18 protein-coding genes, 1 tRNA gene and 1 pseudogene are annotated in these 17188 nt (G+C 60.7%); 10 read left to right on the forward strand and 10 right to left on the reverse strand.

Features of this window, described 5'->3' with window-relative positions; all coding sequences use genetic code 11:
- Positions 1 to 327: 327 nt before the first annotated feature.
- A pseudogene (locus ACKFRX_RS00630) lies at positions 328 to 1535 on the reverse strand (IS110 family transposase).
- Positions 1536 to 1881: 346 nt separating this feature from the next.
- Between ACKFRX_RS00630 and ACKFRX_RS00635 the strand changes: the two are divergent.
- Both ACKFRX_RS00635 and ACKFRX_RS00640 read left to right on the forward strand, forming a co-directional pair.
- Positions 1882 to 2259, forward strand: coding sequence for an MmcQ/YjbR family DNA-binding protein (locus ACKFRX_RS00635; RefSeq protein WP_408927962.1), 378 nt, complete (start codon positions 1882 to 1884; stop codon positions 2257 to 2259).
- A gap of 66 nt (positions 2260 to 2325) precedes the next feature.
- Positions 2326 to 2811 carry a MarR family winged helix-turn-helix transcriptional regulator gene (locus tag ACKFRX_RS00640; RefSeq protein WP_086589162.1) on the forward strand — a complete coding sequence of 162 codons (486 nt, stop codon included), beginning with the start codon at positions 2326 to 2328 and terminating at the stop codon, positions 2809 to 2811.
- An 18-nt stretch (positions 2812 to 2829) separates the two neighbouring features.
- Here the strand turns inward: ACKFRX_RS00640 and ACKFRX_RS00645 are convergent, their stop codons facing one another.
- Complete coding sequence (locus ACKFRX_RS00645; protein ID WP_408927963.1) at positions 2830 to 3378, reverse strand: DNA-3-methyladenine glycosylase; 549 nt, start codon at positions 3376 to 3378, stop codon at positions 2830 to 2832.
- A complete protein-coding gene (locus tag ACKFRX_RS00650; RefSeq protein WP_408927964.1) occupies positions 3378 to 4241 on the reverse strand; it encodes a polysaccharide deacetylase family protein in 864 nt (287 codons plus the stop codon). Before ACKFRX_RS00650 ends, ACKFRX_RS00645 begins: the two co-directional genes overlap by 1 nt.
- Before the next feature lie 167 nt (positions 4242 to 4408).
- Between ACKFRX_RS00650 and ACKFRX_RS00655 the strand changes: the two genes are divergently transcribed.
- Both ACKFRX_RS00655 and ACKFRX_RS00660 read left to right on the forward strand, forming a co-directional pair.
- Positions 4409 to 4481, forward strand: a tRNA-Ala gene (locus ACKFRX_RS00655).
- 247 nt (positions 4482 to 4728) lie between these two features.
- On the forward strand, positions 4729 to 4977 hold the full coding sequence (locus ACKFRX_RS00660; RefSeq protein WP_150851191.1) for a hypothetical protein: 249 nt from the start codon (positions 4729 to 4731) through the stop codon (positions 4975 to 4977).
- Here ACKFRX_RS00660 and ACKFRX_RS00665 read toward each other — a convergent pair.
- From ACKFRX_RS00665 to ACKFRX_RS00675, 3 genes are all read right to left on the reverse strand, one after another.
- Entirely contained in the window at positions 4974 to 5444 is a 471-nt protein-coding gene (locus ACKFRX_RS00665) for an N-acetyltransferase (RefSeq protein ID WP_316981748.1), read from the reverse strand. The two genes, ACKFRX_RS00660 and ACKFRX_RS00665, sit on opposite strands and share 4 nt — an antisense overlap.
- 99 nt (positions 5445 to 5543) lie before the next feature.
- Positions 5544 to 5747, reverse strand: coding sequence for a hypothetical protein (locus ACKFRX_RS00670; RefSeq protein WP_005329698.1), 204 nt, complete (start codon positions 5745 to 5747; stop codon positions 5544 to 5546).
- Positions 5748 to 5880: 133 nt separating this feature from the next.
- Positions 5881 to 6621 carry a hypothetical protein gene (locus ACKFRX_RS00675; RefSeq protein ID WP_316981347.1) on the reverse strand — a complete coding sequence of 247 codons (741 nt, stop codon included), beginning with the start codon at positions 6619 to 6621 and terminating at the stop codon, positions 5881 to 5883.
- 283 nt (positions 6622 to 6904) lie between these two features.
- Between ACKFRX_RS00675 and ACKFRX_RS00680 the strand changes: the two genes are divergently transcribed.
- The gene (locus ACKFRX_RS00680) at positions 6905 to 7837 is read left to right on the forward strand and encodes a methylenetetrahydrofolate reductase (RefSeq protein ID WP_408927965.1); all 933 of its coding nucleotides are present in this window, start codon (positions 6905 to 6907) and stop codon (positions 7835 to 7837) included.
- Positions 7824 to 10094, forward strand: a complete 2271-nt coding sequence (metE, locus tag ACKFRX_RS00685) for a 5-methyltetrahydropteroyltriglutamate--homocysteine S-methyltransferase (RefSeq protein WP_408927966.1) — start codon at positions 7824 to 7826, stop codon at positions 10092 to 10094. Before ACKFRX_RS00680 ends, metE begins: the two co-directional genes overlap by 14 nt.
- A 49-nt stretch (positions 10095 to 10143) precedes the next feature.
- Here metE and ACKFRX_RS00690 read toward each other — a convergent pair whose 3' ends face one another.
- Positions 10144 to 10782: a VTT domain-containing protein gene (locus ACKFRX_RS00690; RefSeq protein WP_049378419.1), complete on the reverse strand. Its 639-nt coding sequence runs from the start codon at positions 10780 to 10782 to the stop codon at positions 10144 to 10146.
- A 142-nt stretch (positions 10783 to 10924) separates the two neighbouring features.
- Between ACKFRX_RS00690 and ACKFRX_RS00695 the strand changes: the two genes are divergently transcribed.
- Positions 10925 to 12562, forward strand: a complete 1638-nt coding sequence (locus ACKFRX_RS00695; RefSeq protein ID WP_408927967.1) for a dihydroxyacetone kinase family protein — start codon at positions 10925 to 10927, stop codon at positions 12560 to 12562.
- Here the strand turns inward: ACKFRX_RS00695 and ACKFRX_RS00700 are convergent.
- The gene (locus ACKFRX_RS00700; RefSeq protein WP_408927968.1) at positions 12522 to 13181 is read right to left on the reverse strand and encodes an HAD family hydrolase; all 660 of its coding nucleotides are present in this window, start codon (positions 13179 to 13181) and stop codon (positions 12522 to 12524) included. The genes ACKFRX_RS00695 and ACKFRX_RS00700 overlap by 41 nt on opposite strands.
- Before the next feature lie 69 nt (positions 13182 to 13250).
- On the opposite strand from ACKFRX_RS00700, the gene ACKFRX_RS00705 reads away from it, so the two are divergent.
- From ACKFRX_RS00705 to ACKFRX_RS00715, 3 genes are all read left to right on the forward strand, one after another.
- The gene (locus ACKFRX_RS00705) at positions 13251 to 13781 is read left to right on the forward strand and encodes a peptidylprolyl isomerase (RefSeq protein ID WP_034668743.1); all 531 of its coding nucleotides are present in this window, start codon (positions 13251 to 13253) and stop codon (positions 13779 to 13781) included.
- 109 nt (positions 13782 to 13890) lie between these two features.
- Entirely contained in the window at positions 13891 to 14544 is a 654-nt protein-coding gene (locus ACKFRX_RS00710; RefSeq protein WP_049378417.1) for a rhomboid family intramembrane serine protease, read from the forward strand.
- Positions 14545 to 14850: 306 nt separating this feature from the next.
- Positions 14851 to 16284, forward strand: coding sequence for a phytoene desaturase family protein (locus ACKFRX_RS00715; RefSeq protein WP_408927969.1), 1434 nt, complete (start codon positions 14851 to 14853; stop codon positions 16282 to 16284).
- Here ACKFRX_RS00715 and ACKFRX_RS00720 read toward each other — a convergent pair.
- Together ACKFRX_RS00720 and crgA are read right to left on the reverse strand one after the other, a co-directional pair.
- Positions 16256 to 16819, reverse strand: a complete 564-nt coding sequence (locus tag ACKFRX_RS00720; RefSeq protein WP_408927970.1) for a hypothetical protein — start codon at positions 16817 to 16819, stop codon at positions 16256 to 16258. The genes ACKFRX_RS00715 and ACKFRX_RS00720 overlap by 29 nt on opposite strands.
- Before the next feature lie 74 nt (positions 16820 to 16893).
- A complete protein-coding gene (gene crgA / locus ACKFRX_RS00725) occupies positions 16894 to 17163 on the reverse strand; it encodes a cell division protein CrgA (RefSeq protein ID WP_005326260.1) in 270 nt (89 codons plus the stop codon).
- Positions 17164 to 17188: the final 25 nt, after the last annotated feature.

A 17188-nucleotide genomic window follows, 5' to 3' on the forward strand; every position in this document is an offset into this window, starting at 1 on the left:
GATGACGGGCAATTCACCGTCCCGGGGCGGCACCGGAAGTCGTTGGCGCCGGGGGCACCAGACCGGGCTTGGCCATGGACAGGGCCCGGGCGGCCGCGGGTGAGGTTTGCCGGCGGCCGAGCCACCGGTCGGGAAACCGCCGTCCGACAGCGACGAGGGGATTCTCGTCACCTCGTCGGGGGTGTTCCTATATAGGTTGTCAACTCCGCGGGTGGGCTTGTTGGGGGTGTGAACGGCTTCTGCTTCGTCTCGTAGATGTTGTTTTGGGTACCTTGAGGAGCCGGTTGGGCTTGCTGTGCAATCGGCTTGGATGGGGGTCTGTTGGCTTTAGGCTGCTGCAGCCTCCTGAGCTGTAGAGATGTCTCGGTAGTGCTCGCCGTTTCGCATCATGGAGAAGAGAGCGTTGAGGCGTCGGCGTGCGAGTGCGACGACTGCGGCGTTGTGTCTTTTGCCTTCTTTGCGTTTTCGTTCATAGAATTGCCGGGAACGCTCGTGGAATCTGATCGATGCAAAAGACGATTGCCATAGGGCGTTCTTTAATTTTTGTTGCCAGCGCGGTTGGGCGAATTCGACATAATGGACGTTCCTGATTGATTTGTCCGTGGTGATAGGCCTGCATAGGACGCTAGGTGCGCTGCATCGGGGAGGTCGGACATATCGCCAACAGTCATGAGGATCTGTGCTGCGCTACGTGGGCCGATGCCGGGCATGGATAAAAGAATCTCGGTTTGAGGAATGTCTTGAATGAGCTTGAGTACCTGTGCTTCTATTTCCTTGCGATGCTCTAGTTTGGCCAGTGCGTCTTTGGCGGACATTGCTACGCCAAGTTCGGCGTATTCTGCGCCGGCAATGGACACGGTCTGTCCGTGGATGGCAGCAAGCATGGCATCGATGACAGGCTCGGGATTGCGCGCTTTGTGACTGCGCGCAAAGGCTGCTAGGCGTGTTTTACCGATGCGTCGAATCTTGGTGGGGCCGCCGTATTTTGCAAGTAGGTGGAGGATCCATTTTCGGTGAATCATCTGTCCGCGCAGGACATGTTCGAATGCAGGATAGGTTCCCACGAGCGCGGATCGCATCTGGTTAATTAGGCGTGTGTAGGCCCGGGCGAGGTCTTCGTCGATACCGTTGAGAACTTTCAGCTGGGTAAAGACTTCCTCAACGCGGTCGACGCTGCGCAGGGAGTCCGGAAGGTTAAGACCGGCATGGGCGATAGCGTAGGCGTCGCGTACATCGGTCTTTGAGTTGCCGACGTGGATGCGAGAGAGCTGTCGCATCGCAAGCCCTGGTAGATAGCGAACATCTGCCCCCATGTCTTGGGCGACTGCGACGGTTAATCGGCCGATGTTGTTGGGCTGATCGACAATGACAAGGACCGAGGCGTTGTCGGCGAGGAATTGGCCGAAGAGCTTGCGTAGCGAGCCTTCATGCTGATTGATGCGTTTGGACAGGACTTGCCTGCCTTGGGGATCGAGGACGCAGGCGTGGTGGAAGTATTTGCCGACGTCCACGCCAATGACGAAGTCATAGGCCATGGGTGTATGCCTCCTAGCGATGACTTAGAAGTTGGACTATTTGAGCTTCATCGCTGGGGTTGTCGGACATACTTAGTACTGGCATCTACATTACTGTGAGACCTCGTACCACCTGGGCTGGGTCAGGTTCCTATTGAGCTGTTTGAGTATGTCACTGTCTTCGGCGGCATCACCCCCGGATCATTTTCAGACAGGGGCGGGAATAAGCCATACCGAAGCCAGCGACTAGTTCCACTGTCCTTTCAGACGGAGGGAACGGAAATAAACATAGCCCGCCCAATCGGGTGGACAGGCTATGAATCTTCGGTGCCTTGAGGTGGAACTGCTAACAACGAAATGGGGGGCGATGTTGGACGGGAGCGGCATCTACAAGGTTGCGCGGCAGCGCGCCGAAGAGATGCTCGGCTCGCAGGTACAGCATCCTTTCGGGCCCGACTGGGAAGTATTCAAAGTACGCGGCAAAATCTTCTTGTTATTGACAGCGGTGACAGGTCAACAGCAAATGATTATTAAGGCGGAGCCGGAAGACTGCCAAGCGCTACAGCAGCAGTATCCATTCATTGCGCCGGGCTACCACATGAATAAGCGGCATTGGGTTTCCGTCTATCCATACGCAGAGTTGCACCAACAGCTGATAGAGGAGTTAGTCACGGATTCCTATCGTTTGGTGGTGGAGAAGCTGCCGAGAGGGCAGCGGCCGATCGATCCGTCCTCTGGGCATTAGGGCCTTGGCGTTTAGGACAGTGACGAGTCACTTTAGAATTAAAGCCATGTTGATAGAATAAATCCCATGACTGAGCGCGATGACTACTGGCTAAATGATGAAGAACTGGCATCATTTATGTCTCTAATGAGCGTAAATATTCGCTTGACCAATATTTTGGATGCTCAGCTGCGCGATGACGCAGGTTTGAGCTTTTTTGAATACACAGTGCTCTCTCGGCTATCTGAGGCGGAAAATCGCGAGATGCGTATGCGTGACTTGGCGATTACCGCCAATGGATCTTTGTCTCGCTTGAGCCAGGTTGTTACGCGCCTAGAAAAGCAGGGGTGGGTCGTGCGCCAGCCGTGCCCGACTGACGGCCGCACCACCATGGCACAGCTGACGGATAGCGGTTGGGACAAGGTAGTAGAGACTGCGCCCGGGCACGCTAAGCAGGCGCGAAGGTCTGTAATGGATAACCTGACCCGCACGCAGATCCGCCAGATGCTGCAGATCAATCGGCGGATCATAAAAGCCATTGAGAATGATGAGCGCTATGGTGGGCGCTATTAGGCAGTGCGCCTTGCGAGGCTATTGCTTGGGATAGCCGCGGCGGCCCGAGACGGTTTTATCGAAAGGGATCCAAAACCGCAGGGCCGCTTCCTTGTTTTTCGAGATGCCGACGCGCGGTCCGCGTACCCATTCTGGTTCGGAGGTTCGCTCAACAATCTGAATTGGTTGGTGGTTATCTTCCAGCGTGAAGCCTAAGGCCTTGCCCAAGTTTCCTGGCCCGCGGGCAAGATTATGAAAATCGGTGGTGCCGCGGCGGGCGAAGGCGATATCGGCGCCCTCGACGATTTCGCCGCCGCGCAGCAGGCAGCCTTGGCCGGTGCCATCAGGGGCGCAAACGATATTGACGTTGCGGTGGATACCATAAGAAATATAGACATAGAACCTACCCGGCGGACCGAACATGGCCGCATTGCGCGGGGTCTTGCCATTGAAGGTATGTGCAGCGGAATCCTCGGCACCGAGGTAAGCCTCAACCTCCGTGAGACGGATGCTTACCCCGGCATGGGTGAGGGTGCAGCCGAGGAGTTGGGGAGCGACGGCGTCGGCAGTCAGGGCAAAATCAATCATTAACCACGAGCGTAGTAGCGCTTACCTGCTACAGGGGTGCGCAGGAGGCGATCCAGGCTCACGGGCTCGAGGCCCTTCGCGCGCAGGCCGTCGATAACGCAATCGGCGGCGTCCACGGTGGTGGGGTGGATATCGTGCATCAAAACAATAGAACCGGCGCGGGCGCCTTGTACGGCCGCGGAGCACACATGGTCGGAGTTGCGGTCCTTCCAATCCACGGTGTCGACGTCCCACAACGCTTGGGAGACGCCCTTATCGCGGGTGGCCTGATCCACGGTGGCGTTGGTCGCGCCATAGGGCGGGCGTACCCAGCGCGTGCCTTGGCCGGTGGCCTTTTTGATGGCGGCATTGCCGGCGTCGATTTCCTGGGATACCTGGTCATAAGACAGGGTGTTGAGCTGGCGGTGGCTCTTGGTGTGGTTGCCAATGGTATGGCCCTCGGCCTTCATGCGCTTGAGCAGCTCAGGATGCTGTTCTGCGTTGGGGGCTAGCACCATGAAGCTTGCGTGCGCGTTCTTTGCCTTGAGCTTGTCCAGTAGGCGGTTGGTCTCGGCACCGGGTCCGTCGTCATAGGTGATAGCTACGCAGTTGGCACAGTCGACGCCGCCATTGTTGCGCGGCTGCGGCTTCTTTGGAGCTGGGGCGGCGGGTGCCTTCTTCCCGGGGGCAGTGTGTGGAAATGCCTGGGAGCTGAAATCTTCAACCTGTGCTCGGGCATCCTCGATGCGATGGTTGATTTCTCCTTGAATATCCGCGCTTGAAGACGCAGGCAATCGCGGGATTTGCGGTAACTGTGCATGAGCGGCTGCTGGCATGGCGGCGGCGATAAGCACGGTGAGTGCAGAGGTGAGGATGCGGCGCATAGTGATCCTAAAGGTCAGGGATAGTGGACATGATGTGCCCATGACCCTAGCGCCTGCGTGTTACTGACGTGATAGGACATGCCTAAAGTGGCCAAAGTGATTTGAGAGATCTGGGTTTTGAGCGGTTTGTGGTTGCTTCGGCTGCGGTAGTAAAGTGTGTAGGCACTGGGGCATTAGCTCAATTGGTAGAGCATCTGCTTTGCAAGCAGAAGGTCAGGAGTTCGATTCTCCTATGCTCCACAGCATGAAGTCCGGCTTCCTCTTCGGAGGGCGCCGGACTTTTTCAATGCAATGGGTGGATAGACGTTGATGTCGCGCCTTTTGTCCATCTAAACCTCATATTTCGTCAACGGTTTTGTTGGTTTAGATGGACAAAAGTCCTGATCTTCGGAAGTCCGGACAGATAGTGCAAGGTCGCGGGGAGGAAACTTTCAGTACAGTGAATGGGGAATCATTACTGTCCCGCGATACCACCAGGAGACCAACCATGACCGCCAACGTTCGCTACAGCGATCCCTTTACCTCCGCAGATAAGGAAGTTGCGGCGCCGGAGGGCGCGGAATTCGTTGTGGTGCGCAAGCGCGGCGAGGCTGCGGTAGATGGTGAGGTTGTGAGCTTTCACAGCACCCGCGAAGATGCGCGTGAGGCGGTTATGGCTGGCCTGACCGAGGAATTTAAGACGGCCGTGGATAACGAGCCGATTTACGTCACCCACGCCCGCCTGCGTTCGCTTTAGAAGCGCTTGACCATCACAAAGTGATCCTCGTGGCTGCCCACGTGCTCGAAGCCGAGGTGTTCATAGAGACCCTTGGCACGGGGATTATCGGGGTGGACGGCTAGCGAGATGCCGGGGGCGCGCAGGGTGTGGGCGAGGGAAATGGCGGCGTCGATAAGCGCGGTGGCAATGCCCTGGCCCTTGTAGCGTGCCTCGACCGCGATGGCGAGCTCCGGAATGGCGGGCTCGACAAAGCCAAAGCCGTGATTGTCCTCCGTACCCCAGTTGAGCCACACGCCGCCCGCCGGGACGAGCTCCTGCCAGGCGATGAAACCGCCCTGGTTGGGATCCCAATTTTCCACGTAGAAGGCAAAATCATCGGCGAAGTCGGGGGAGAGCTCGCCGTGCTCGTCACCGAAGGTATCGGTAAGGAAATTGAGGCGGGCGAGGTAGGTGCGGTCAGATTCCTGCGTTGCGCGAAGTTCCATAAGATCCACGATAGACGGCGGGGCAGCAGCGTGGGGTGGGCATGCGAAAATCCCCTCCGCACAGGCTGGTGACCTGCGGGGAGAGGATTGTGCTAACGCTTAGGCTAAGTGGTAATTGCGGACGTCGTGACCGTTGAACTCGCGCTCGATGCCGGCCTCATCCACGGAGTGGAAGGTGGTTCCGTTATCGATGGCGAAGCGCAGGTTGTCCACGCGAGAGGAAGGGTCTTTGGACACCGCGCCCGCCGGGAAGTAGTACGTTGCGCCGTCTTTGAGCTTGACGGTAAGGGTCTCAAAGCTCATTGTTCATCTCCTTGTAGAAAGATCCCTAATGTGGGAATTCAATCAAGAGATTTTTGTTTAGGCAAAGCAATGAGATCTAGACAACGCTATTCATACCCCCACGGCGGGGTGGTAAGCGTATTTATTCCTCGGTTTACAGGCGGTGCTTGCCCTCGTTTTGGTGGTCATCGGTAACGCGGGTGGTATCAGCCGGCTGAGCTGCTTCTTCCTCGCGGTGCTTGGCCAGCTGCTCATCGATGGAACCGAGCAGCTCCTCATCGCGTACGGCACCTTCTTCAACGAGGTCAGACTGGGTGTCATTCTCGCTGGTGGAGGTGTAGACCAAGGTGGACTCCGGAGCGGTGTGGGAATCGGCCTGGAAGTCATCCACGCGCGGCGGGGTCTGGGACGGCTTGTCGTTGGAGCGCAGCCAGTAGTAGGCACCGCCGGCTGCAGCGGACAGCAGGGCGATGATGCCGGCGAAGATCCAGCCCTTAGAGGACTTCTTATTCTTCTTCTGCTTCTTGGCTACCTTGGCGGACTTCTTCTTGAGGTTCTTCTGGGCCTTCTGAGAATCCTTCTTGGCCTGCTTGCGGGCCTTCTTAGCCTTCTTGGTGGCCTCTTCCTTGGCGTCGTTCAGGCGCTCGGTGGCGTCTTCGCGGTAGTCGTTGAACTCCTCCAGGGCGCGCTCGAGGCGGGAGTGTGCGGCGCGGGTAACGGCGCCTGCTTGGCGGCGCGGCTCGGCGAAGGTGCCGTTATCGCGCTCGTCCATCTTCTGTGCGGCCTCTTCCAAGGCGGTGTAGGCCTCGCGGGACTTTTCCTCGCGGTAGTTATTGAACTGGCTCCACAGGTTCGATGCGGTCTTAAAGGCCACGTTCAGCGTGGTGGGGTTCATGGGGTGGAACACTCCTTAACTCAGATTTATCAATTCGCTTTCACCCAGCATAGTGACGTGTTGGGTGGTGTACCACCGTTGGCGTCGTGACGTGCAGCGGGAACGCGCCAGAAATAGACCGCTTGGTTCAGAATCCACGATTATTATTCACCTGATTTTTCGTCAACCTCGCAGTTTGCAGGCTTGCAAAGGTATCACCATTACAGAATCGCTACCGCGCAAACTGAACAGCTTGGTACGTTTTTTCTCAACACACCAACGACGACCAGCAAAGGAGGTGACCATGAGCCCGCGACTTTCGGCTTCCGCGCCCTTGGATTTTGAAAGCGAAGAGGAAGCACCTGCGCCCGAGCGCCTGGCCCTTTCCTTTGAGGTAATCCCGCCGCGCCACGATGCCGATGCCGCCAAGATCGACCGCTTACTAGAGGTGCTGGAAAGCTATCACCCTGATTACATCGCGGTGACCAGTTCCCAGCGCTCCGGTTGGTTGGAGGGAACCGCGGCCTTCATTGAGAAGATTTCGCAGAACACCTCTATGCGCCCCCTGGCGCACCTGGCCTGCACGGCCGGGACGCGCGACGAGCTCATCGGGTGGATTAATCGCTTGGTGGATGCCGGCGTGCGCGGCCTGCTGGCCCTGCGCGGCGATCTCCCCGAAGGGGGCATGCCCGAGCACTACCTGCAACATGCCGATGAGCTGGTTCGCCTCATCCGTCAGCTGGAAAGCCATCAGGCTGCCCGCTTCGCCGCCGGCCGCCTCGCGGTGAGCGTGGCGTGCTATCCCAGCGGCCATGCCGAATCCAAGAACGAGGACGAAGACTTCGATGTTCTGCTCAATAAGCAGCGCCTCGGCGCGGACTTCGCCATCACCCAGCTTTTCTTCGATGCGGAGGACTTCCTCCGCTTCGCCCAAAAAGCCAAGCTAGCCGGGGTGAAGATCCCCCTCATTCCGGGGATTATGCCCATGACCAGCCTGCGCCGGTTGGAGCGAATGGGGCAGCTGTCCGGGCTGACCGTACCTGAGAGGGTACGCACTCAGCTCGCGGCAGCGACAACCCCAGAAGAGGAATACGAAATCGGCATGGAGCTTAGCGCCCAATTGGCCCGCACCATCGTGGCCGGCGGCGCGGACGGCCTCCATATCTATACCCACAACAATCCGGACATTACACAAGACCTGTTATCTCGAATCGGAGTAGACAATGACGAACACTAATTTCCCCAAGGCGACGATTGAGGGCTACCCTCGCGTCGGCGCTAACCGCGAACTCAAGCGCGCGCTGGAATCCTACTGGGCCGGCCGCATCGATGCGGAAACCTTCGAGTCCGCCGCACATTCCCTGCGCCTGGACACCTATAACCGTTTGCGCGACCTGGGCCTTACTGAGGACTACGCCATTCCTGCCGACGTCGCCTACTACGACCAGGTGCTCGAGACCGCACTGACCGTAGGCGCCGTAGCCGGCGAAACCCTGGATGATGAGTTCACCTTGGCCCGCGGCAACAAGGACACCGCGCCGCTGGAGATGACCAAGTGGTTCGATACCAACTACCACTACATCGTCCCAGAAATCTCCGATGACCAGGACTTTAAGGCGCGCCCACAACGCGTTATCAAGCTGGTGGAAGAGGCCCGTGCAGCAGGCCATACCGTGCGCCCGTACCTCGTCGGCCCGGTTACTCTGCTGGCCCTGTCTAAGCAGGCCGAGGGTGCTACTAAGTCTCCGCTCGACCGCTTGGATGATGCCGTTAAGGCCTACCAGGAGGTCCTGGCCGAGCTGGATAAGTCCGGCGTGAAGTGGGTACAGCTGGCCGAGCCTGCCCTGGTAGCGGATCTGACCATTGCCAACGATGAGGAACTGGCCGCCCACACCAAGCGCGCTTATGAGGCAATTTTGGCCGCGGACAACCGCCCGCAGGTATACCTCACCACCCCGTACGGTTCTGCCCGCAAGGGCCTCGAGGTCCTAGCCGAGCTCAAGCCGGAGGCCGTCCAGGTGGACCTTTCCGTAGGAACCCTGGCACTGGATGAGGGCTACCTCGAACGCGTGAAGAACCTGAAATCCCACGTGGTTGCCGGCCTTATCGACGGTCGCAATGTCTGGGCCGCCAACCTGCGCGACCTGCGCTCCAAGTACGAGGACCTGGAGGGCAGCCTCGACTCCCTGTCCGTATCGACCTCCGTATCCTTGCAGCACGTGCCGCACACCGTGGAAGCAGAAACCAAGCTGCCTGCAGACGTCGCTACCTGGTTCTCCTTCGCCAACGAGAAGGTGAAGGAAGTCGTCGCCCTCTCCCAAGGTCCGCTGGAGGCACCGGAGGCATATAGCATCAGCGACCGCGCGGTGCGCACCCGTGCCGAATCCGAGCGCATCCACAACGCGGCGGTGAAGGCGCGCATCGAAAAGCTGCCGGCCGGCGAGGTCAAGCGCGAGCCCGCCTTTGCCGAGCGCAACGAGGCGCAGAAGGAACTCGGCCTGCCGCAGCTGCCAACCACCACCATCGGCTCCTTCCCCCAGACCAAGGAGATCCGCCAGGCGCGTGCGGCGCACCGCAAGGGCGAGCTTTCCGACGCCGACTACAACGCCGCCCTCAAGGACGAAGTCAAGTCCGTCATTGAGCTGCAGGAGCGCCTCGGCCTCGACGTCCTCGTCCACGGCGAGCCGGAGCGCAATGACATGGTCCAGTACTTTGCCGAGCTGCTCGATGGCTTCGTCACCACCGAAAACGGCTGGGTCCAGTCTTATGGCTCCCGCTGCACCCGCCCGCCAATCGTGGTTGGTGACATCTCCCGCCCGGCTGCGATGACCACCGAGTGGTCCAAGTACGCACAGTCGCTCTCGGAGCACCACGTCAAGGGCATGCTCACCGGCCCGGTGACCATCCTGGCCTGGTCCTTCGTGCGAGATGACGTACACCAGTCCGTCTCCGCGGACCAGCTCGGCGTCGCGCTGGCGGATGAGGTGCATGACCTGGAAGAGACCGGCATCGACATCATCCAGATCGACGAGCCCGCCCTGCGCGAGCTCCTGCCGCTGCGCGAGGAAGACCGCAAGGCCTACCTGGACTGGGCCGTGCGTTCCTTCCGCCTGGTAGCTCTCGAGGCCAAGCCGACCACCCAGATCCACACCCACCTGTGCTACTCCGAGTTCGGCCAGATCATCGATGCCGTTGCCGGCCTGGATGCCGATGTCACCTCCATCGAGGCGGCCCGCTCCCGCATGGAGCTGCTGGAGGATATCGACGAGACCTTCCACTCCGAAATCGGCCCGGGCATCTACGATATTCACTCCCCGCGCGTGCCTTCCGTCGCGGAGATGGCCGAGCTTATCCGCGCCGCGCTCAAGCACGTGCCGGTCGAGCGCCTGTGGGTTAACCCGGACTGCGGCCTGAAGACCCGCGGCTACGAGGAGACCGAGGCCTCCCTGCGCAATATGGTGCTGGCTCGCGATGAGGTGCGCGAGTCCCTCTAAAGCCTCCCTAATCGCACCGCAATCCCGGCCGGGTAAAGAATAAAAATTCTTATTTGGCTGGGATTTCGCGCTGTGCCTTGCGGCGCTTATTGATCCAGCCGATGATCATCGGCAGCACGGAAATTGCCACTACGATCAGCATGATGATGTCGATGGAGTGAGCAATACCCGGGATGCCGCCCAGCAGTACGCCGACGAGCAGCATGGAACCTACCCAGCCTATGCCGCCAAGGATATTCCAGCGCAGGAACGAGGAGTAGCCCATTTCTGCGGTACCGGCGGCGAAGGGGACGAAGGTGCGCACAATCGGCACGAAGCGTCCCAGTACTAGGGCTACCGGGCCGTGGCGCTGGAAGAAGTCTTCCGCGCTATCGAGGTGTTCGGTGCGCAGGATGCGGGCATCGTCCTTGAAAAGCTTGCGGCCAAAGCGGCGGCCTAAATAGAAGCCCACCTGGTCGCCGGCAAAGGCGGCCACCGCGGCCACGACAAAGAGCAGCCAGGCGTTGATATCGAGTTCGTGGCGCAGGATGGCCGCGGTTACGAGCAGTGAATCACCCGGCAGGAATGGGAAAAGCACGCCGGACTCGATGAAGATGACGACGGCGACGCCGAGGAGGATATAAGGTCCGAAACTCTGGAGCAGCGAGCCCGCGTCCATGAGGTTGTGGAGGGAGGACAAGAAATCCATGAGTGGATCCTTTCGTTGTAGCTCTTCTAGTATCCTCCGCAAACTGCAAAGTGGCTGCGAATCCGCTGGGTGTCTGAATGGAACCGGTATGTTTCTTTTCTCCTCCTAGCTTCCGGGTAAGCGACATCACTAGCGTGGAGGTATGAACCACTCCGCATTCCGCAATAGCCAAGACACTTTTCTCTCTGATGCCCTCGCTGGGCTCATCGCCAACCACCCCGATGCCCGCTGGCACGACGTCGGCTTCATCAGCCGCACCACGCCGCTGCGCACCGCGGACGGCGATCCGGCAGTGGCGGTGATTTCCGGTGGCGGTTCCGGTCACGAACCGATGCATGCCGGGTTCGTCGGCCAGGGCATGCTCGCAGCGGCCTGCCCGGGGCTGCTCTTTACCTCCCCGAACGCGGTCCAGGTCAGCGAGGCCACCCAGTGGGCTGACCAGGGCAGGGGAGTAGTCCACGTGGTGAAGAACTACACCGGTGACGTCATGAACTTCACCGTCGCCCGCAACGCCGCCGAGGCGGTAGACACCCGCACGGTGCTGGTGGCCGATGATATTGCCACCGATGACAACGAGGACGGCCCAGGCCGCCGCGGTACGGGCGCGACCATTCTGGTGGAAAAGGTCGCAGGCGCCGCTGCCTACCGCGGCGATGACGTGGACACAGTCGCTGAGTTGGGCAAGCGTGCCGCGGAGAATTCCCGCAGCATGTCCGTAGCGCTGGGCGCCGGCTTCATGCCGACCACCGGCCGCGAAACCTTCGATCTCGAGGCCGGCCAGATGGAGGTGGGCGTGGGCATTCACGGCGAGCCGGGCACCCACACCGAGCAGGTGGGTAGCGCGAGCGCCATTGTGAACCAGGTCCTGGAAAAGATCGTGCCCGCCCTTGAGCTGGGCCAGGGCGATGAGGTGGTGTGCCTGGTCAATGGCCTCGGCGGCACCACCCCGCTGGAGCTGAGCTTGCTCTTTGGCGAGGCCTCCGCGCAGCTGGCCCAGCGCGGCGTCACCGTCGCCCGCTCGCTGGTGGGTTCCTACGTCACCGCGGTCAATATGCACGGCGCTTCTTTTACACTGCTCAAGGCGGATGCGGAGCTGCTCGAGCTTATCGACGCCCCCACCTCCGCCCCCGCCTGGCCACACACCCTAGGCCGCGCGAAGGTGGTGGAACCGGCCACCATCACCTTCCAGGATGAGCTGCCCACTGAGGGTGAGGAGAACCAGTGGCTTACCGCCTTTGTGGAACGCCTCCAAGCATCCTTTGAGGCGCTGACCGAGCTGGATCGCAAGGCCGGCGACGGCGACTTTGGTCAGAACATGGAGGCGGCCTTCGGCGGCATCGAGCTTCCCCTGCGCGGCACGGATACGGAGATCCTCACCGGGCTGGCCAAGCGCCTGCTCGTCCTCGCCGGCGGTACCTCCGGGGCCGTCTTCGGCACGCTCTTTACTGAGCTGGCCCGGGCGGAGTCGCTGGCGGATGGGCTCACTGCCGCGGCCGACCTCATCCACGAGCTTGGTGGCGCGAAGCGCGGCGATCGCACCATGCTCGATGCCCTCATCCCGGCCGCCGAAAAAGCCCGCGAACTGGGGGCGAAGGATCCGGATGCGGAGACTTTGCAGGCCCTTTTCGACGCCGCCCATGCTGGCGCCCTCGACACCGAGGATCTCGCTGCAAAGAAGGGACGCGCCTCCTACCTGGGAGATCGCAGCAAGGGAGTAATCGATCCGGGCGCCATCGTGGTCAGCTGGCTTTTCGGGGGAGAACCTCTTTCAACGCGCTAAGCGAGCGCAGATCCCCATCGCCCGCACGGTCGAGGTGGAGCGCGTGCAGCCCGGCCGTGCGCGCGCCCTGCACATCGTTGGTGAGGGAATCGCCCACCATGAGCGTGTCCGCGGGGGCCGCACCCAGCTGATCGCAGGCGGCGAGGTAGGCCGCGCGCTGCGGTTTGGGGCAGCCGAGGTCGACGGTGGGGATGAGGTGGACGTCGGCAAGCGCAAGGCCCGTTGCTTCCAGCTTGGCCTGCTGCATTTCGCGCTCGCCGTTGGTGAGAACGCCCACCTGGAAGCCGGACTCGAGGGCCCAGGTGAGGGTGGGCAGGGCGTCGGCAAAAGCGCGCCACTGCTCCCGGTAGGCGGAAAGATAGCCGTCATAGGCGGCCAGCGCCTCAGCATCGTTCATCTCCCGGCTGAGGAATTCGCGGCAGCGCGCCGCCCGCTGACCCTGGTGGGTGACCTCGCCGCGCTCGTAGGCGCTGAACCAGGTGCGCTCGATGGCCGCAAAGCGCGCATGCTGGCCCTCGGGGAGTCCTAGCTCGCGGCACCACTGATCCACTGCGTCCCGGGCCGCGCCGGTGTGGTCGAGCAAGGTGTCATCCAGATCGAAAAGTAGCGCGCGAATCATGCCTTCAGGCTAGCGCGATCGCTGACAGCGTTATGTCATGCGCGGCAGGCGCGCGTTAAATTCTTTACAATGGCTGGCATGACTCAGAAGACCGCAACTGCAACGATGCATACCAACTACGGCGACATTGTTATCGATCTCTTCGGTAACCACGCACCGGTAACCGTTGAAAACTTCATTGGCCTAGCCAAGGGCGAGAAGGACTACTCCACCCAGAACGCAAAGGGCGAGCAGTCCGGCCCGTTCTATGACGGCGCAATCTTCCACCGCATCATCGAGAACTTCATGATCCAGGGCGGCGACCCTACCGGCACCGGCCGCGGTGGCCCGGGCTACCAGTTCCAGGACGAGTTCCACCCGGAGCTGCAGTTTGACCGCCCATTCCTGCTGGCCATGGCCAATGCCGGCCCAGGCACCAACGGCTCCCAGTTCTTCATCACCGTGGCGCCGACCCCGCACCTGAACAACCACCACACCATCTTTGGTGAGGTTACCGATGCCGCCTCCCAGGAGGTTGTGTCCAAGATCGCCAAGGTTGATACCGACCGCATGGACCGTCCGCACGAGGACGTTGTTATCGAGTCCATCGATATCGCGTAATCGCCTTTTCCCTCGGGCCCGTCACCGCATTATCCATGCGGCGGCGGGCTCGTTGCAGTTTTACCCCGAGCCATCCACCACTAGACCTGCCTCAAGGACTGACAACTTCATGACCATGGTGAGAAATTATATCCGCGCTACCCCGGCGACCGCGCTCATTGCCGCCGTTTGCATCATTGCTTGGCTTATTACCGCGGTGCAGGCCCGCACGCTAGGAACCACCTTCTATGATTCCCCGCTCGCAGCGGATTGGGGCCTGTGGGGACCGGATTATCCCTTCCGCCCTCAGGCTGCGCTGTCTTCGGAGTTTATGCACCTAGACGCGGGCCACTTGGCGGTGAATATGGTCATGCTCTTGCTCATAGGTAGGGAAGTGGAGCGGGCGCTTGGCACTGCGCTGTACCTCGCCGCCTACCTCATTTCTTGCCTTGGCGCGTCCGCCATGATCTTGACATTCGACTTTGAGACCCCCACCGTCGGCGCCTCGGGTGCGCTCTTCGCGCTCATGGCCATGCTGGTGGGTGCTTACCGCCAGCGCGGGCTCGATCTCCGCGCACCCATCGCCCTCGTTCTGGCGAATGTGGCCTATACCTTCTTAGCCGATGGTGTATCCCTCTGGGGACACCTTGGCGGGTTGTGTACAGGCATCGTGTTGAGCCTCTTCCTCTATCGAAAAAGTCCCGCCCTCCGCTGGGGCGGCGTTGCTGCGGTGGCCGTGGTAGTCCTCGCACTATTAGCCCAACAAGCTGGGGTTTGGGGATAACTGTGGAATTTGATCACCGGAAAGCGTGTGCGAAAGAATTCCACAATGGTTATCCACATTGTGGATAACTACATTTTTGTAATTTACCGAACGCTTTTCCGGAGTTTTCCCTGATCACGCTGGTCTAGACCGTGCGAAAGTGCGAAAATCAGCTTGTGGAAGCCCGTGAAAACAGTTATCCACAGGGTGTTAATAATTGTGTGAAATTCACATTTCACAGGTTTTCTCCACAGCCTGTGGATAACTTTCTACCCATTGTGTTAACAAGACTGATAAATTTGGGCACTGACCTGCATAAGGAGCATTGTGGATTATCAACCTCGCGCTGTGATCGTCGGCGCAGGCCCGAATGGGCTCACGGCCGCGGCGCGGCTGGCTATGGCCGGATGGCGTGTGGATATCTACGAGCGCGCCGGCCGGGCCGGTGGTGCGGCGGCATCCTCCGCGGAGATTTTCCCGGGCACGATTGTGGATCTCGGTGCGGCTGGGCACCCCTTTGGCATAGCGAGCCCGGCCTTTCGCGCCCTGAACTTGGATGCCTACGGTGTGCGGTGGCGCAATGCTCCTTATCCCATGGCTCATCCGCTCGAAGGCGCGCCGGCCGGGATCCTGCACGGTTCCTTGGCGGATACGGCGGCGGAGTTGGGGACCGATGCCCAGGCGTGGAGGCGGCTGCACGGGCACATTGTCCGCCACATCGATGAGCATGTGGACAACGCGCTTACCCCGCTGGTGCGCTGGCCAGATCGCCCTGTGCGCTTGGCGCAGTTTGGCGCGGCTGGAGTTTTGCCCGCCAGCAGCTTGGCGCGGGCGGCCTTCCGCACGACCCAGGCACGCGCCCTCTTTGCGGGCAGCGCGGTCCACGCGATTACCTCGCCCACCACGCCTTTGACCTCGGCGTTCGGCCTACTCTTTGGCGGGCTGGGCATGACCCGCGGCTGGCCCGTGGTGGAGGGTGGTACCGGTGCTCTTATCGACGCCCTCCTTAACCTCCTGCGCTCCCACCACGCCCGCCTCCACACCGGATGCGAGGTCACCGATCTGCGGGAGCTGCCTCCGGCCGATGCGACCATCCTGAACCTCACCCCGCGCCAGATAATGCGGCTGGGCGGTCTGGAACTGCGGGGCGGCACTCGGCGGAGCCTGGCGCGCTGGCGCTATGGCAGCGCCGTCTTCAAAGTGGACTTTCATCTCAGCGAACCCGTCCCGTGGGCCGATCCGCGCGTGGGTCAGGCCGGCACCGTGCACGTGGGAGGCACGCTGGAGGAGATATGTGGGGCTGAGGGGGACGTCGGCAAGCGGCGCATGCCTAAGCGACCCTTGGTATTGGCATGCCAGCAATACGTGGCCGACCCCTCCCGAGGGCAAACGCTGTGGACCTATGCGCATGTCCCGCGCGGCTATGTGGAGCGTTATCCGGGCGAGGTCACCGAGCTGATTGCCACCCAGATCGAGCGCTTTGCCCCCGGATTTCGCGATACCATCCTGGCCACCCACGCTACGAGCCCGGCCGATCTGGAGCGATGGAATCCCAATCTGGTGGGCGGTGATATTGCCGGCGGTGCCATGACTGGGCTGCAAACCCTCTTGCGACCACGCTTGTCGGCCCGTCCGCACCGCCTCGCTCCGGGGGTCTTTGTGGCCTCTAGCTCGGCCGCGCCCGGCGCTGGCGTGCACGGCATGCCGGGGTGGTGGGCCGCCGAAGAAGCGCTTAGCGCGTGGAGCGACGCTGCCAAATAAAGAAGCCCGCACCGATGAGCCAGAGAGTCGCGGCGGCGAAGTACCCAGGAATGGTCGTGGTGCGGGGCAAGTAGGCACTGCCTGGGATGAACCCGGCAACCACGGGCTCGAGGAGGAAGCCAAGGACGGCGAGATAGTCGAACCAGCGGAACCGTGCTGCGGCCGCGCCGGCTAGCCCCAGAACGGGTCCAGAGATGAGTGCTAGGAAGAACCACTGGGCGTTGTATTCGAATGCCTCGCGCCAGCTATACACACCGAAGACCACGAGCAAGGCGTAGTGCACGGCCAGCATCATAAGGATGATTCCCGTGCTGGCCAGGAGTGCTTTGAGCCACCGGCCTGGAAAATCCTTACCCATGAGGTAGCTAAAGATTCCCCACACCATGCCCGAGCCCAAGACGTTGCCTAGGTAGTTGCGCACGGAAAGGCGGAGGGGAGCGGCGCCGGTGAGGAGGGTGGCGTCGGCAAACGCGATATGCACGACCGCGTAGGCAACCGCAATGATGAGGCCAGCAGCAAGAATATGGCGAGACATGTGGCTCCTAGGTATGAAAAATCCTCGCCACCTACAGGAAGTAGGGAGCGAGGGAACAGGCTGGGAGCTCTAGTTTAGCGCCAACCCATGGTCATCAACAGGCCAATGATGGCGAGCCCGAAGCCAATACCGTAGTTCCAAGCGCCGAGGTCTGCCATGAACGGGATGTCCTGGCCAGCGAGGTAATTGACCACAAGCCACAGCAGGCCGATGACCATCAGGCCCAGCATGATGGCGACGTACCACTTCGGGGTGCCCTCAGAATTGATCTTGACGGGCGTGCGGTTGGTAGCAGAGCTCGAGGTAGGGACGGAGGAGCTCTGGGAAATCTTTGACTTCGGCATAAGATACCTTTTCTAGATTTAAGTT

It is taken from the genome of Corynebacterium tuberculostearicum, assembly GCF_046097465.1.
Taxonomy (GTDB): domain Bacteria; phylum Actinomycetota; class Actinomycetes; order Mycobacteriales; family Mycobacteriaceae; genus Corynebacterium; species Corynebacterium tuberculostearicum_I.